Source organism: Citrobacter sp. Ct235 (genome assembly GCF_030332305.1).
Classification (GTDB): Bacteria; Pseudomonadota; Gammaproteobacteria; order Enterobacterales; family Enterobacteriaceae; genus Citrobacter_A; species Citrobacter_A telavivensis.
Window position 1 is genome coordinate 1,425,460 of sequence record NZ_JAOWIC010000049.1, and the last position, 14,432, is coordinate 1,439,891.

Sequence of the window (14,432 nt, forward strand, 5' to 3'; positions counted from 1 at the left end):
TTTTAGTCCTGTTCTGACCTCCTCCTTTCGTTTCTGCTATACACTTTCTTCAGGTCTTTCAAAAACAAACAGGCAAAAAAGGAATGGATCATTTCCCGTCCAGCGTATTGATTCTGAATGGTAAAAGTGCAGATAACCCCGTACTGCGGGAAGCCATTGGGCTGCTCCGCGACGAAGGAGTAGAGATTCACGTTCGCGTCACCTGGGAAAAAGGCGATGCTGAACGTTATGTTGAAGAAGCCCGTCGTCTGGGCGTTGAAACGGTGATCGCGGGCGGCGGTGACGGCACGATTAACGAGGTGTCGACAGCCCTGATTCACTGTGAGGGTCCCGATATTCCGGCACTCGGCATCCTGCCGCTGGGCACCGCCAACGATTTTGCCACCAGCGTCGGGATCCCTGTTGAGCTGGATAAGGCGCTGAAGCTGGCGATTGTCGGCAACGCCATTGAGATTGATATGGCGCAGGTCAACGATAAAACCTGTTTTATCAATATGGCCACCGGCGGCTTTGGCACACGTATCACCACTGAGACACCGGAAAAACTGAAAGCCGCGCTGGGCGGTGTGTCATACATCATTCACGGCCTGATGCGCATGGATACGCTTAAGCCAGATCGCTGCGAAATCCGTGGCGAAAACTTCCACTGGCAGGGTGACGCGCTGGTGATTGGAATTGGTAATGGACGTCAGGCTGGCGGCGGACAGCAGTTGTGCCCGAATGCGTTGATCAACGACGGTCTGCTGCAACTGCGGATTTTTACCGGTGAAGAGATCCTCCCCGCGCTGTTTTCCACCCTGAAACCGCAGGAGGAGAATCCCAATATCATCGATGGTGCCTCCGCCTGGTTTGCTATCCGGGCCCCGCATGACATCACCTTTAATCTGGACGGCGAACCGTTGAGCGGACAGGAATTTCATATCGAAATCCTGCCCGCCGCCTTGCGGTGTCGGTTGCCGCCGGATTGTCCGCTATTGCGTTAGTTCACGGTGGCTCAGACGATAATTAAATGGATATGCGTATTTTTTAACGACGTTTTATCCTGCTCGCCAATCGCATCATCCGTAATGACGTAATGGATTTTCTCTATTGGCAGAACCTGATTATATCCGCGACGATTGAATTTGGTTGAATCCAGAACGGCGACAACCTTATTCGCCGCGCAGACCATGGCGGCGCTGATGGAATATCCCTCGTTGAATGTGGTTATACCATTAACAGCATCAATCCCATCCGCTCCCACAAACATGATGTCGGCATTGATGTCCTGCAAAGAGCGTTCGGCAATAACACCATGCATAGAGCGTGTTTTATGGCGTACGGTACCGCCACAAACAACCAGGGTAATATCTTTATTTTCTGACAGGGCAAATGCCGCCGGCAGACTATTGGTAATAACAGTGATGTTTTTTGCCGTCATTAACGCTTCTGCAATTAGCATCGTTGTACTACCACTATCGAGAATGATCGTCATCCCTTCGTTGATCATTTTTATCGCCGCTTGGGCAATTCTGACTTTAGGCGCGCTGGCTAACTGAAATCGTTCCTTAAACCCGATCTCCTGCATTTCTGTGTCAGGATGGCCCACCGTTAATTTCGCGGCCCCGCCGTGAAAGCGCGTCACTACCCCTTTTTTTTCGAGAAACCGCAAGTCGGCGCGGATCGTCGCTTCAGAGGCGGAGTAAATGTTCGAAAGATCCTGAACCAGCACCGTGCCCTGCTCGTTCACTCGCTGAATAATCTTGTTCCTTCGCTCAAATGAATTCATTGTGATTTACCCATATTCAATTGCGCATAGTGTAAACGAAGGGGAACAAATGGTGAATGATCTGTTTGGGCATTCATGGGCCGGAGTAATACCGGCCCAACGGTTTACGGGATAAGTAATACTTTGCCTGGCATTGGGTTTTGTGCGATCTCCTGAACCTGCTGCACGAAGCTCTCAAATCCCCCCTGGTGAGCAATAAGCGGCTCAAGGCTTAGCCGACGTTCTGCCAGAAGTTGAGTGGCGGTTTCCCACTCCACACCCGGCCAGGGTCTGGAATAGTTCATCCAGCTCCCGATGATGGTTAACTCTTTACGCAGAATTTTGCCAAACGTCGTCGAACTGAGATTCAGATCCTGGTGTAACGTGCCGACCAGCGCCAGCTGCGCATGTGGTCCCGCCAGTTCAACAGCCAGTGATACCGTTTGCGGCACGCCTGCTGTTTCAAGAATCAACTGATCGAAACGAATGTCATGCAATGCCGCCTGGATTTCACTGATCGCCCGTTCCTGGGCATTCCAGGTCTGTGTTGCGCCAAGCGACTTTGCCAGCATCAGCTTTTCGGGATTGATATCAATCGCCGTCACGCTGCGCGCGCCCAACGCGACAGCACACTGGATCGCCAGCAGGCCGATGGTTCCGGCCCCCACAATAATGACATTCTTATCTTTACACCCCTGTGCAAGATGGAATGCATGTAGCCCTACGGTAATGGGTTCAATAAAAGCGCCATCGTGAATCGCCATTTCCGCGGGAAGGACGAACAGGTTTTTTCGGTTCACTACAATATATTCAGCAAAACCGCCATCCCGCCGCGAACCAATAAAATCATATTTTATGCAGAGAGAATAAAAACCTTTCTGGCACTCCGGACATTCAAAGCAGGGTAATAACGGAACACAGGCAACGGCGTCACCCGTATGTAAATCTGTCACCCCTGATCCCCATTTTTCGACGGTACCGCTAAATTCGTGACCTAGCGTGATAGGGTAATAATGCGCCCCGTTTTTAAATAAGCGCGGCAGATCGGAGCCGCAAACTCCAGAACTGGCGATTTTGACCAAAACATCATGCTCGTGGTTAATTTCAGGCATGGGACGTTCTTCAAGACGAACGATGCCGTCAGTATCATTAACGACTGATTTCATTGACTACTCCTGAGATATCAAGGGGGAATGTATCCCCCTTATTTAGAAATTATTCTACGGCAGTGATTTTCTGTTGAGCAATAACCCCCCGGGCACGCCGCCAGGTCATCAGAACGCCAGCAAGATAAATAGCGCCAATGATGATAAAGCCAGGAATATTTTGGGGTGAACATAGCTGAATTAATAACCAGGTTATCGGGGAACCGCCCTGATCAAGAGAGGCCACCATTCCCCCGGCTTTTAACGTCCCGGCATTTGCCGCCAGTTGTGTATGCAGGCCAATAGTTTGCGTGGCAATCCACAATGTCATACTCATGATGATGATGCCCGATATCAGCGTGCGAAACAGATTGCCCCGGTGCACGCCGACCGCCATGGCGACAAAAAAACCAATGGTTGCCAGGTCGCCAAAAGGCAAAACCTGGTTACCCGGTACGCAGACAGCGATCAGAATGGTCAATGGAATAAAAATCAAACTGGCGGAAACGACGGCGGTATGGCCCAGTAACAGGGCCGGATCGAGACCGATTAAAAACTCCTGGCCGCCAAACTTCGCCTGCAGGCGGCTGCGTGCCTGTCTGGCTATCGGCGTCAATCCATCCATAATCGGTTTAATGACGCGGGGCATCAGCAGCATCACCGCTGCTGTTTTAACCGCCAGTTGCAAAATACCCTTTGCGTCATATCCTGCAAGGCCGCCAATAACCAGCCCCATCACAAAGCCCACCGTGACAGGCTCTCCGAATGGACCAAATTTGCGCTGGATGTCATCGGCGCTGAACGTGATCCGATTAACACCGGGTATTTTTTCAATAATGGCGTCCACCAGCACGGCGATGGGGCCAAGATATGCCGAACTGCCGTGCGGAATAGCAATGCCCTCAAGTTCAAAAAAATCCCGTGTATCTCGTGCAAACCAGTCGCCCAGTTTATAGACAAAGGCAGCATGAATAACGACGCCGAGAATACCTATCCAATAGGAGCCAGTCGCAAGATGCAGCAGTGCGCCAGTGAACGTCATATGCCAGATATTCCAGATATCAACATTCACGACTCGCGTCATGCGGGTCACCAGCATGAGGATATTCACCCCGATGGCCACCGATATGGCGATAAGCGCAATCTGCGATGCCCAGGTCATCGGCGAAGAACCAGGCCAGCCAATATCCACGACATGCAGATTAAGATCGAAATTTTCCGCCATTGCTTTTGCGGCCGGACCGATAGAATCCAGCATCAGGCCAATAACTAACCCGATCCCCACAAAACCAATCCCGATATGCAGTCCTGATTTAAAACAATCTCCGGCTTTCATTCCCAGACATTTAGAAAAAATAATGATCACAATCGGCAGCATCACCGTCGGACCAAGATCGAGGATATAACGCATTACGTCCGCAAACATAGGTCACCCCTGTAAGATATCCAGAATTTTATTCTGCAATGCCTCTATTCCCACACCGGAAATAAATGGCATTCCGTGTACTAATGGAATATCACCAAAAGCACGATCAACTTTTGCAGTTGTACAAATTAAGTCCGCGCCATCCATATATGTTTCAATTTCATTTACCCGACACTGAACAAGCTCAACGTGAATATTGTGGGCACGACATAGCTCTTTTATTTCCTCTGCGGCCATTGTCGACGTGGCAACCGCCCCGCCGCAGGCAACGATTATTTTTCGTTTCATTAGAATTCCTTTTTATATTGAAGGTATTGGTTCTATTTATCAGTAAGTAAAATCTGTTCTCTGAAGTACGCCTGTAATTCTCTTTCCGGTAACGCAATGAGTGATTCAATCACCTCCGCTTGTTGGAGTTTGCTAAACAGACAACGTAACAGTGTTAATTGCTCCGTTGGGTTTTCAACAATCAATGCAATGATTAAAGAGACCGCAAGTTCATTATCATCATCGGCCTGTTGAAAGTGGACCGGCGCGGCAGTCCTTATCAGGTATATGGCCGGTGACTTAGTGTGAATGGCTTCACAGTGGGGGATCGCCACCGCATGTTTATCCAGTAAAATACCGATAGGATAGACTTCTTCACGTGCCAGAAGTGCAGCTGGATAGGTTTCATGTACGACGCCCATTTCCAGCATCTCTTTACCAATGTGCGTTAATACCGCCGTACGATCGGCAAAAGATGCTCCGGTACAAATAAATAAGTGAGTCATAATTATCTCGATGAGATGAGTAATAAAGGCCAAAGACATTTTAGCGAATTTCGGTTTATCTCCTTATTTTAATCAAGTACGCAACCATAGCGATAGGCACGCAATACATCGTAGATTTTGTCGATTATTAGAGCATGAGGTGTGGCCTGCAACTCTGTGGCAATAACACGTTCAAATTGTTTGGGAAGATATTGGCTAAGCATTCCCAGAGGAATATCGACTTCATTTAGTCTGGCCAGCATAGTGTTCACACACTGTTTAATGCGACTGTGCGGCCAGTAATAACGAATACGATCTGAAAGGCTGTAATGAATATCCCGTAGCGACTCACTGAATATCGGGTGGTAATATTTTTCCCAGTACTCAGGCTCATTCAACATCACCTCATCAATCACCTCAAGGGTACCGCTGCGCTGTTCCGGAGCAATAAGCTCGTTTTCAATTTTCGCGAGTGCAAAAATCGCTTCACGCAAAGCGAAAGTTAACGCCGGTCCGACTTTCAGAATGGCAAAATGATCGCGAACGAGTGACCGGTAAGCCTCTTTGGTCTGATAATCCGTCGAGTGTGCCTCATAAACCATTTTGGTTCCCTCAACCCAGTCAGAAAGCTCAAGGGCCGCGGACGGGATATAATGGATAATCTGACTGTGATCGAACTCCACGCCGGGTTGCACAACAAGCGCAATGACGCGTGATAACGCCTCCGTCAGTCCTGCTGCAATAAATGCTTTCTGATGCGTGCGCAATGTGTTTGCCGCATCCTCTGCACGAGTGACATGAATCGTGGCAATTGAACTGGCCTCCCCACCCGGCACCGGCACCTCTGTACCAATGATATAAGTGAGTTGCTCCCGCTGGAGGTTTGTCGCAACGTCCTCAGCTGCTTTGCAGAGTATCGCGGCACGTTGGGCAACAGTTTCAGGTGCCAGTGGAACCGGGTCACCCATGCAAGACATCGACGCATCCAGATGAATTTTGCAGAACCCCGCGGCAACGTAGGCTTTCACCAGCTCGACAGATTTTTCCATCGCGAAATCCGCAGGCTCATTTTGCCAACAGTTCGGACCCAGGTGATCGCCGCCAAGGATGATTCGCGTACGCGAAAACCCCACCTTGTCGGCAATGGCGTAGACAAACTCGCGAAAATCCGCAGGCGTCATCCCGGTATAACCGCCAAACTGATTCACCTGGTTTGACGTCGCTTCAATGAGCACCTTGCGGGAGCTGGCAATATCGAATGTCAGCGCAGCTTCGATCACCAGTGGATGCGCTGAACATACAGAACAAATCCCAATGTGTTCACCTGCCTTATGACGTGCAATAAGTTCTTTCATCATTTCTCCTTGTTAAATTAAATCGATGGACTGCGCGCGTACGCCTTACCTTCACAACCACAATCAGCAATGACTTTCTCCACAACTTCTTTCATGGCGAGTTTTGCTGGCTGGAGATAGTCCCGGGGATCGGTAGACTGGGGGTTATCCTGTAGATAACGTTTCAGGGAAGACGAAAACGCATTTTTTAATTCAGTAGCGACATTGATTTTGCAGATACCAGACTTGATCGCTTTATGTATCGCCCCAGAGGGCAATCCCGACGCGCCATGTAGCACCAGCGGCACGCTGACCCGGTCGCGGATCGCATCAAGGCGGCCGAAATCGAGAGCAGGCGGTGCCGTATACATTCCATGAGCAGTACCAATCGCCACAGCCAGCGAATCAATCCCGGTGGCTAACACAAAGTCGCCAGCCTGTGAGGGCGACGTATATAAAGCATCCTCGCTGTTGACCGACAGATCGTCTTCCTGTCCTCCCAACTGACCGAGTTCAGCCTCTACGCTGACATCGTGATAGTGACAAAACGTCACCACCTTTTTCACCACCGCCACGTTTTGGTCATAGGCCAGAGATGACGCGTCGATCATGACTGAGCGCACGCCCTGACAAACCTTCTGTGCAATATCGTCATACCCGGCATGGTGATCGAGGTGAATTGCCAGAGGGTGACTGAAATGCCGCGCCATTGCGCGAGTCAGTGCAATCAAATTTTCGGTTCCAGCGTACGCAAACGTACCGGGTGTTCCCGCAATAATGACCGGTGCATGGAGTCTGGCTGCGGTTTCAACCACCACCTGCATCGTCTCTAAGTTGTGAATATTGAACGCCGGAACTGCATACCTGCCACGCTGTGCTTGCCTGAGCATTTGGTTTGTTGAAATCACATACATAATCTTTCATATCCTATCGATTTCTTTCGAATTCAAAACATATTGTAAGCATTCGTTTTAAAATGTCGTGATTTCGATCATAAAAATGAATTTATGAAAAACGGGAGTGTTTCAGCAGGGAGGTCTATTTATTGAAGACGGGGGAAATGGCAAAAGAAACGGCTTCTCCGGGAAGCCGTTGGGGACAGACTGAAATACTATCAGGCAATCGTCACTTTGCTGTCGAGATAGACATCCTGCACGGCGTTAATCAGTTTCACGCCGTCAGCCATCGATTTCTTGAAGGCTTTGCGACCGAGGATCAGACCCATTCCGCCCGCGCGTTTGTTGATAACCGCAGTACGCACCGCGTCGCTCAGGTCGGTCTCGCCGCCCGCTGCACCACCGGAGTTGATTAACCCTGCACGCCCCATATAGCAGTTTGCCAGTTGGTAGCGCACCAGATCGATAGGGTTCTCCGTGGTCAGCTTGCTGTAGACGCGATCGTCGGTATAGCCATAGTTCACGGCTTTGTATCCGCCGTTATTTTCTGCCATTTTTTGTTTGACGATATCCGCGCCAATGGTTGCCGCCAGATGGTTCGCCTGTCCGGTTAAATCAGCGGAGACGTGGTAGTCGACACCATCTTTTTTAAACGCAGAATTTCGCAAATAGGCCCACAGTACGGTGACCATCCCCAGCTCATGCGCCCGTTCAAAGGCGGCAGAAATCTCTTCAATCTGCCGGCGCGACTCTTCTGAACCAAAGTAGATGGTTGCGCCTACGGCCACCGCCCCCAGATTGAACGCCTGCTCCACGCTGGCGTACAGCGTCTGGTCGTAAGTATTCGGATAGCTGAGGGTTTCGTTATGGTTGAGTTTTACCAGAAACGGAATGCGATGCGCATAACGGCGCGATACGGAGGCCAGCACGCCATAGGTCGAGGCTACGCAGTTACATCCGGCTTCGATCGCCAGTTCAACTATATTTTTCGGGTCGAAATAGAGCGGGTTGGCGGCAAACGAGGCACCTGCCGAGTGTTCCACCCCCTGATCGACCGGTAAAATTGACAGATAACCCGTTTTCCCCAGACGCCCGGTGTTATACAACGTCTGCATGTTACGCAGCACTGCAGGCGGACGGTTGTTATCCACCATCACGCGGTCGACGTAGTCATGTCCGGGTAGATAGAGTTGGTCAGAGGGTATGGTCATGCAACGATGCTGTAAGAGGCTGTCGGCGTCTTTGCCAAGCAACTGCGCAATATCAGTCATAGCTATGCTCCCGTAAGTTCCGAATGAGTCGGAATGTGAATTGTCCTGATCCGCGTTTTGCGGGCAGCCATAAGTCTGGTACTGACCGGCCATTTTTTCCATCTTTCGGGCATTTTTCAGCGTTATCCGCTGGCACGATTCACTGACGAAAAAGTGTTAAGACGGTCAAGGTTTCGCCTCAAAGGTATTTAAAAGGTATTATTAAATGGTACTGTCATGACGTACCTTACCTGTCATGAAGGATTTAAAGATGAAAACTACAGTGAAGCTGTCGTTCATGATGTTCGTTGAATGGTTTATCTGGGGAGCCTGGTTTGTTCCGCTCTGGCTCTGGTTGAGTAAAAGTGGTTTTACCGCCGGTGAGATTGGCTGGTCTTACGCCTGTACTGCAATCGCCGCGATTCTGTCGCCGATCCTCGTGGGCTCTCTGACTGACCGATTTTTCTCGGCGCAAAAGGTGCTGGCAGTTCTGATGTTCGCCGGTGCGGTGCTGATGTATTTTGCCGCTCAGCAGACGACGTTCGGTGGATTCTTCCCGCTGCTGCTGGCCTACTCGCTGACCTATATGCCGACCATTGCGCTGACCAACAGCATCGCATTTGCCAACGTGCCGGACGTGGAGCGCGACTTCCCGCGCATCCGTGTGATGGGCACCATCGGCTGGATTGCCTCCGGTCTCGCCTGTGGATTCCTGCCGCAAATGCTGGGTTATAACGATATATCGCCAACCAACATCCCACTGCTGGTGACGGCTGCCAGCTCTGCGCTGCTGGGCGTATTTGCCTTCTTCCTGCCGGATACGCCGCCGAAAAGCACCGGCAAGATGGACTTTAAAGTCATGTTGGGTCTGGATGCGATTACCCTGCTGCGTGATAAAAACTTCCTCGTCTTTTTCTTCTGCTCGTTCCTGTTCGCGATGCCGCTGGCGTTCTATTACATCTTCGCCAATGGATATCTGACGGAAGTGGGGATGAAAAACGCCACCGGCTGGATGACCCTCGGTCAATTCTCTGAAATCTTCTTTATGCTGGCGTTGCCTTTCTTTACCAAGCGTTTTGGTATCAAAAAGGTATTACTCCTTGGTCTTATCACTGCCGCGATCCGCTATGGCTTCTTCATTTACGGCAGCGCAGACGAATACTTCACCTATGCTCTGCTGTTCCTCGGCATTTTGCTGCACGGTGTGAGCTATGACTTCTACTATGTGACGGCGTATATCTACGTCGATAAAAAAGCGCCAGTGCATATGCGTACCGCCGCACAAGGGTTGATTACACTCTGCTGTCAGGGATTCGGCAGCCTGCTGGGTTACCGTCTCGGCGGCGTAATGATGGAAAAAATGTTTGCCTATCAGGAGCCGGTCAACGGCCTCACCTTCAACTGGGCGGGCATGTGGACATTCGGGGCGGTGATGATCGCCGTGATTGCCGTGCTGTTTATGATTTTCTTTCGCGAATCGGACAAAGAAATTACCGCTATTGAGGTTCGCGATACTGCGTTGACACAAGGGGAAGTGAAATGAAAGCAGAACGTATTCTCGGTGCTCTTTACGGGCAGGCGTTAGGGGATGCGATGGGTATGCCGTCAGAACTGTGGCCGAGAACCCGCGTTAAAGCGCACTTTGGCTGGATTGACCGCTTTCTGCCGGGCCCGCAAGAAAACAATGCGGCCTGCTATTTTGGCCGCGCAGAATTTACCGACGATACCTCAATGGCGCTCTGTCTGGCAGATGCCCTGCTGGCGCGCGACGGTGAGATCGACCCGGATCTGATTGGGCGTAACATTCTCGACTGGGCGCTGCGCTTTGACGCCTTCAACAAAAACGTCCTCGGGCCGACATCGAAAATCGCCCTGAACGCCATTCGCGACGGGAAACCGGTGGCGGAACTGGAGAACAATGGCGTCACCAACGGCGCGGCCATGCGCGTGTCGCCGTTGGGATGCCTGCTGCCAGCGCGCAATCTGGATGCGTTTATCGACGACGTCGCGCTGGCCTCCAGCCCGACGCACAAATCGGATCTGGCTATCGCCGGTGCGGTAGTGGTGGCATGGGCGATTTCACGGGCGATCGAAGGCGATTCCTGGGCAACGATCGTTGATTCGCTCCCCGCCATCGCCCTGCATGCCCAGCAAAAGCGAATCACCACCTTTAGCGCGTCGCTCTGTGCACGTCTGGAGATGGCGCTAAAAATTGTGCGTCATGCCGACGGTGCCGAAGCGGCCAGCGAACAGCTGTATCAGGTGATTGGTGCGGGAACCAGCACGATCGAATCGGTGGCGTGCGCTATTGCGATGGTCGAACTGGCGCAAACCGATCCCAATCGTTGCGCTATTCTGTGCGCAAATCTTGGTGGCGACACCGATACCATTGGGGCGATGGCAACGGCCATTTGCGGTGCGTTGCAGGGCGTTGGCGCCATTAATCCGGCATGGAAACAGGAGCTGGATACGGTCAATCAGCTCGATTTCAACCGCTATGCTACGGCGCTTGCCCGTCTGCGCCAACGTCGGGAGGAGTCATGAACGCTTCACGTTTAGCCGAACTGCTGCCAGGTTTAACGACTCGCCAACCAGTCACGGTCATCGGCGCAGCGGTTATCGATGTCATTGCCGATGCGTATGCTCTGCCCTGGCGCGGTTGTGACATTGAGCTAAAGCAGCAAGGTGTTAACGTCGGCGGTTGCGCGCTGAACATCGCCGTCGCATTGAAACGGCTGGGCATTGATGCCGGTAATGCCCTGCCGCTGGGCCAGGGCGTGTGGGCAGATATCATTCGTAACCGGATGGCGAAAGAAGGGTTACACAGCCTCATTGAGACCGCAGAAGGCGACAACGGCTGGTGTCTGGCACTGGTCGAGCCGGATGGCGAGCGCACGTTCATGTCATTCAGCGGCGTTGAGAACCAGTGGAACGCTGACTGGCTGGCCCAACTCACCATCCCGCGTAATAGCCTGATTTATCTCTCGGGCTATCAGTTGGCCTCACCCTGCGGCGAACTGCTGGTGCAGTGGCTGGAAGGTCTGGATCAGATGATGCCGTTTATCGATTTTGGTCCGCGCATTGGCGATATACCTGATGCGCTAATGGCGCGCATTCTGTCCTGTCGCCCGTTGGTGTCGCTCAATCGTCAGGAAGCTGAAATCGCGGCCCAACGGTTCGATCTGAGCTCGGATGTGGAAGACCTGGGCGCACAATGGGTGAAGCGATTTGCGGCACCGTTGATCGTTCGCCATGACAAAGAGGGCGCCTGGTTTTTCAGTACGTCATCCTCTGGTCATGTCCCCGCCTTTCCAACGCTGGTCGTTGATACGATTGGCGCGGGTGACAGTCACGCGGGGGGGATGCTGGCCGGGTTGGCGTCGGGCTGGTCGCTGGCGGACGCGGTGCTGCTCGGCAACGCCGTGGCCTCGTGGGTCGTCGGACATCGCGGCGGTGACTGTGCGCCGTTTCGCGAGGAGTTACTCCTCGCACACAAAGACGTATAAATCGCTTCGGCAGTAGCTGATGCTGTATTCGATGGGGCGCTGCTGCTGGTCAAGCGCCACTTGCTTTATCACCAGCACCGGCACTTTGCTGTCCATCTGGATATGCGACTGGAACTCGGCATCCGGCATCTTTGCGCTCACCCGCGAGCGGGTGCGCTGCGGGTGGATGTGCTGGCTACGGAAATAGTCGTACAGCGATATGCCTATCTCATCGGCATCATGAATGAGGTGCGCGGGCACCCACGACTCTTCAATAGATACGGCATCTTCATCAACGTAGCGAATACGCTTAAGCAAAAACACATCGCTGCCGGCGGCAATCGCCAACTGTTGCGCCACCTCTTCCGGACACTTAACGACTCGTTTGTTGACCCATAAGGTGTCCGGCTTTTTCCCGCGCAGGACAACCTGCTGAGAAAAACCACGCGCCTCTTTCAGCGAATACTCAAAGATATTGTTGATCTGCGTACCATAGCCGCGCGCACGCGTCACCACGCCCTCTTCTTCCAGCGCCTGCATCGCTTTACGCACCGTGATGCGTGAGACGCCGGTCAACTGGCTGAGATCTCGTTCGCCGGGCAAAATATTGCCATGCTCAAGCACTCCACTGCGCACGGCATTTTTTACCGTCTCGGCAAACTTGATATAGAGCGGCGTATTATCCACCGCTGAAATACGTTCGTTCAGTTGCGCGATAAGTTGAGTATGCGCTTGTTCCATGAGTCTTTTTCCTGACAGCCAGTCTGCTGCCAGTATATACGCTACCAGTACGCGTGGAAATGATGAACAGGTCCAATGCCGTGCCCAACCTCCAGGGTATCCGCCTGCGCCAGCGCCGCCGACAGCCAGACTTTCGCCTCCTGCACCGTCCCTGCCCAGTCAGCATGCCGAGGACGCAGTGCGGCCAGCGCCGCAGAGAGCGTGCAACCGGTGCCGTGCGTGTTTTTGGTCATCACCCGCGGTGCGGTAAAGCGCTGCTCACCGTCAGCCGTAAAGAGCCAGTCGGGGCTTTGCGCATCATCCAGATGGCCGCCTTTCATTAGCACCGCGCCACAGCCCATCGCCAGCAGCGCCCGTCCCTGTTCCAGCATCTCTTTTTCTGCGCGCGCATGCGGACAATTCAGCAACGCTGCCGCTTCAGGCAGGTTGGGCGTAATCAGTGAAACCTGCGGCAGCAGTCGCTTGCGCAATGTCTCAACGGCAGAGGGCGACAGCAACGGATCGCCGCTTTTCGCCAGCATGACCGTGTCGAGCACCACATTCCGCACCTGATAGCGCTGTAAACGCTCCGCCACAGCCTCGATGATATCGGTTTCCGCCAGCATGCCGATTTTGGTGGTATCAATGCGTACATCGCTGAACACTGAATCGAGCTGCGCGGCGACAAAATCCGGCTCAATGCGATATACCGACTGCACGCCGCGCGTATTCTGCACCACCAGCGCAGTAATCACCGAACAGCCGTAAGCACCGAGCGCCGAGAAAGCTTTCAGATCGGCCTGAATACCTGCGCCACCGCTGGGATCGGTGCCGGCGATGGTCAAGGCGTTAATCCGCTTCATGCTGCGACCTCCGTCTCCAGGGTGTAAAGCGCGTCGAGAAACGCCGGAATGAAACTGCCGGGTCCGTGACAGGTTTTGCGGGCAATCCGTCCCGCCTGTTTCATCCACCCGCAGGCAGACGCGATATTTTCGATTCGGTTTCCGGGCAGCGCGCAGCTGGCGGCCACCACGGCGGAAAGCGCGCACCCGGTGCCCACCACCTTCGTCATCAACGGGTCGCCGCCGGTGACGCTCAGCGTGCGCTCGCCGTCCGTGACGTAATCCACTTCACCGGTGACCACCACAATAGCGCCAGTCTGACGTGCCAGAATCTGCGACGCTGGCAGGGCCGTTGCGACCGCGTCGGTGGCGTCCACTCCACGTCCCCCGGCGTCTTCACCGGCTAACGCCAGGATCTCCGAAGCATTACCGCGAACGGCTGCGGGTTTTAAGGCCAGGAGTTCAAAGCAGAAACGACGACGATACTCGAGCGCGCCCACGGCAACGGGGTCCAGTGTCCAGGGCGTTTTTGCGCTATTCGCCTGCTCAACCGCCGTTCGCATTGCGCGTGCGCGCGGCTGGGTCAGCGTACCCACGTTAATAAGTAAGGCGCTGGCAAGGGCAGCGAACTGGCGAGCCTCTTCCGGCTCGATCACCATCGCCGGAGAAGCGCCCAAAGCCAGTAGCGTATTGGCGGTAAAACTCTGCACGACGTCATTGGTCATACAGTGTGTTAACGGAGAAAGGGTACGAAATTGTTTTAAGGTACGAACCGCATGTTCGCGGCTGTGCAGGTCAGGCTGCATGATTACGCTCCTGCCCGCGCGAAGAAGGG

Annotated in this window: 15 protein-coding genes; 4 read left to right on the forward strand and 11 right to left on the reverse strand. The window is 53.1% G+C overall.

The features are described 5' to 3' along the window. Positions 1-83: 83 nt before the first annotated feature. Positions 84-983, forward strand: a complete 900-nt coding sequence (yegS, locus tag OGY35_RS24030) for a lipid kinase YegS (RefSeq protein ID WP_178823627.1) — start codon at positions 84-86, stop codon at positions 981-983. Between the two features lie 11 nt (positions 984-994). Here the strand turns inward: yegS and OGY35_RS24035 are convergent, their stop codons facing one another. The 8 genes from OGY35_RS24035 to fbaB all read right to left on the reverse strand — a co-directional run bounded on the left by OGY35_RS24035 (position 995) and on the right by fbaB (position 8,571). Continuing rightward, positions 995-1,768, reverse strand: a complete 774-nt coding sequence (locus tag OGY35_RS24035; protein WP_286633671.1) for a DeoR/GlpR family DNA-binding transcription regulator — start codon at positions 1,766-1,768, stop codon at positions 995-997. Between the two features lie 104 nt (positions 1,769-1,872). Beyond that, positions 1,873-2,913, reverse strand: a complete 1,041-nt coding sequence (gatD, locus tag OGY35_RS24040) for a galactitol-1-phosphate 5-dehydrogenase (protein ID WP_286633672.1) — start codon at positions 2,911-2,913, stop codon at positions 1,873-1,875. Between the two features lie 49 nt (positions 2,914-2,962). Further along, entirely contained in the window at positions 2,963-4,318 is a 1,356-nt protein-coding gene (locus OGY35_RS24045) for a galactitol-specific PTS transporter subunit IIC (protein ID WP_286633673.1), read from the reverse strand. A 3-nt stretch (positions 4,319-4,321) separates the two neighbouring features. Further along, positions 4,322-4,606: a PTS galactitol transporter subunit IIB gene (gatB, locus tag OGY35_RS24050; RefSeq protein ID WP_286633674.1), complete on the reverse strand. Its 285-nt coding sequence runs from the start codon at positions 4,604-4,606 to the stop codon at positions 4,322-4,324. 32 nt (positions 4,607-4,638) lie between these two features. Beyond that, complete coding sequence (gene gatA, locus OGY35_RS24055) at positions 4,639-5,091, reverse strand: PTS galactitol transporter subunit IIA (protein WP_286633675.1); 453 nt, start codon at positions 5,089-5,091, stop codon at positions 4,639-4,641. Between the two features lie 68 nt (positions 5,092-5,159). Continuing rightward, entirely contained in the window at positions 5,160-6,425 is a 1,266-nt protein-coding gene (gene gatZ / locus OGY35_RS24060; RefSeq protein WP_286633738.1) for a tagatose-bisphosphate aldolase subunit GatZ, read from the reverse strand. Between the two features lie 17 nt (positions 6,426-6,442). Next, positions 6,443-7,318: a tagatose bisphosphate family class II aldolase gene (locus tag OGY35_RS24065; RefSeq protein WP_286633676.1), complete on the reverse strand. Its 876-nt coding sequence runs from the start codon at positions 7,316-7,318 to the stop codon at positions 6,443-6,445. A 200-nt stretch (positions 7,319-7,518) separates the two neighbouring features. After that, positions 7,519-8,571: a class I fructose-bisphosphate aldolase gene (fbaB, locus tag OGY35_RS24070; RefSeq protein WP_178823629.1), complete on the reverse strand. Its 1,053-nt coding sequence runs from the start codon at positions 8,569-8,571 to the stop codon at positions 7,519-7,521. Positions 8,572-8,821: 250 nt separating this feature from the next. Here fbaB and OGY35_RS24075 point away from each other — a divergent pair, with 250 nt between their 5' ends. From OGY35_RS24075 to OGY35_RS24085, 3 genes are read left to right on the forward strand one after another with little or no spacing between them, the layout of a single operon-like run. After that, positions 8,822-10,093 carry a nucleoside permease gene (locus OGY35_RS24075; protein WP_152403651.1) on the forward strand — a complete coding sequence of 424 codons (1,272 nt, stop codon included), beginning with the start codon at positions 8,822-8,824 and terminating at the stop codon, positions 10,091-10,093. Next, a complete protein-coding gene (locus OGY35_RS24080) occupies positions 10,090-11,094 on the forward strand; it encodes an ADP-ribosylglycohydrolase family protein (protein WP_286633677.1) in 1,005 nt (334 codons plus the stop codon). Before OGY35_RS24075 ends, OGY35_RS24080 begins: the two co-directional genes overlap by 4 nt. Continuing rightward, positions 11,091-12,056, forward strand: coding sequence for a PfkB family carbohydrate kinase (locus tag OGY35_RS24085; RefSeq protein ID WP_286633678.1), 966 nt, complete (start codon positions 11,091-11,093; stop codon positions 12,054-12,056). Before OGY35_RS24080 ends, OGY35_RS24085 begins: the two co-directional genes overlap by 4 nt. Here OGY35_RS24085 and OGY35_RS24090 read toward each other — a convergent pair. The 3 genes from OGY35_RS24090 to thiM are packed head-to-tail and all read right to left on the reverse strand — an operon-like array spanning position 12,030 to position 14,403. Next, positions 12,030-12,776, reverse strand: coding sequence for a GntR family transcriptional regulator (locus tag OGY35_RS24090; RefSeq protein WP_042318035.1), 747 nt, complete (start codon positions 12,774-12,776; stop codon positions 12,030-12,032). The two genes, OGY35_RS24085 and OGY35_RS24090, sit on opposite strands and share 27 nt — an antisense overlap. A 41-nt stretch (positions 12,777-12,817) precedes the next feature. Further along, positions 12,818-13,618 (reverse strand): bifunctional hydroxymethylpyrimidine kinase/phosphomethylpyrimidine kinase, encoded by an 801-nt coding sequence (thiD, locus tag OGY35_RS24095; RefSeq protein WP_286633679.1) that lies wholly within the window; start codon positions 13,616-13,618, stop codon positions 12,818-12,820. Continuing rightward, positions 13,615-14,403, reverse strand: coding sequence for a hydroxyethylthiazole kinase (gene thiM / locus OGY35_RS24100; RefSeq protein ID WP_286633680.1), 789 nt, complete (start codon positions 14,401-14,403; stop codon positions 13,615-13,617). The genes thiD and thiM overlap by 4 nt, the downstream gene beginning before the upstream one ends. Between the last annotated feature and the right edge of the window lie 29 nt (positions 14,404-14,432).

Coding starts and splice junctions, on each gene's coding strand:
- OGY35_RS24080 (WP_286633677.1), top strand. CDS start 10,090: ATGAAAGCAGAACGTATTCTCGGTGCTCTTTACGGGCAGGCGTTAGGG.
- gatA (WP_286633675.1), bottom strand. CDS start 5,091: ATGACTCACTTATTTATTTGTACCGGAGCATCTTTTGCCGATCGTACG.
- gatZ (WP_286633738.1), bottom strand. CDS start 6,425: ATGAAAGAACTTATTGCACGTCATAAGGCAGGTGAACACATTGGGATT.
- yegS (WP_178823627.1), top strand. CDS start 84: ATGGATCATTTCCCGTCCAGCGTATTGATTCTGAATGGTAAAAGTGCA.
- gatB (WP_286633674.1), bottom strand. CDS start 4,606: ATGAAACGAAAAATAATCGTTGCCTGCGGCGGGGCGGTTGCCACGTCG.
- OGY35_RS24075 (WP_152403651.1), top strand. CDS start 8,822: ATGAAAACTACAGTGAAGCTGTCGTTCATGATGTTCGTTGAATGGTTT.
- OGY35_RS24045 (WP_286633673.1), bottom strand. CDS start 4,318: ATGTTTGCGGACGTAATGCGTTATATCCTCGATCTTGGTCCGACGGTG.
- thiM (WP_286633680.1), bottom strand. CDS start 14,403: ATGCAGCCTGACCTGCACAGCCGCGAACATGCGGTTCGTACCTTAAAA.
- fbaB (WP_178823629.1), bottom strand. CDS start 8,571: ATGACTGATATTGCGCAGTTGCTTGGCAAAGACGCCGACAGCCTCTTA.
- gatD (WP_286633672.1), bottom strand. CDS start 2,913: ATGAAATCAGTCGTTAATGATACTGACGGCATCGTTCGTCTTGAAGAA.
- OGY35_RS24035 (WP_286633671.1), bottom strand. CDS start 1,768: ATGAATTCATTTGAGCGAAGGAACAAGATTATTCAGCGAGTGAACGAG.
- OGY35_RS24065 (WP_286633676.1), bottom strand. CDS start 7,318: ATGTATGTGATTTCAACAAACCAAATGCTCAGGCAAGCACAGCGTGGC.
- OGY35_RS24085 (WP_286633678.1), top strand. CDS start 11,091: ATGAACGCTTCACGTTTAGCCGAACTGCTGCCAGGTTTAACGACTCGC.
- thiD (WP_286633679.1), bottom strand. CDS start 13,618: ATGAAGCGGATTAACGCCTTGACCATCGCCGGCACCGATCCCAGCGGT.
- OGY35_RS24090 (WP_042318035.1), bottom strand. CDS start 12,776: ATGGAACAAGCGCATACTCAACTTATCGCGCAACTGAACGAACGTATT.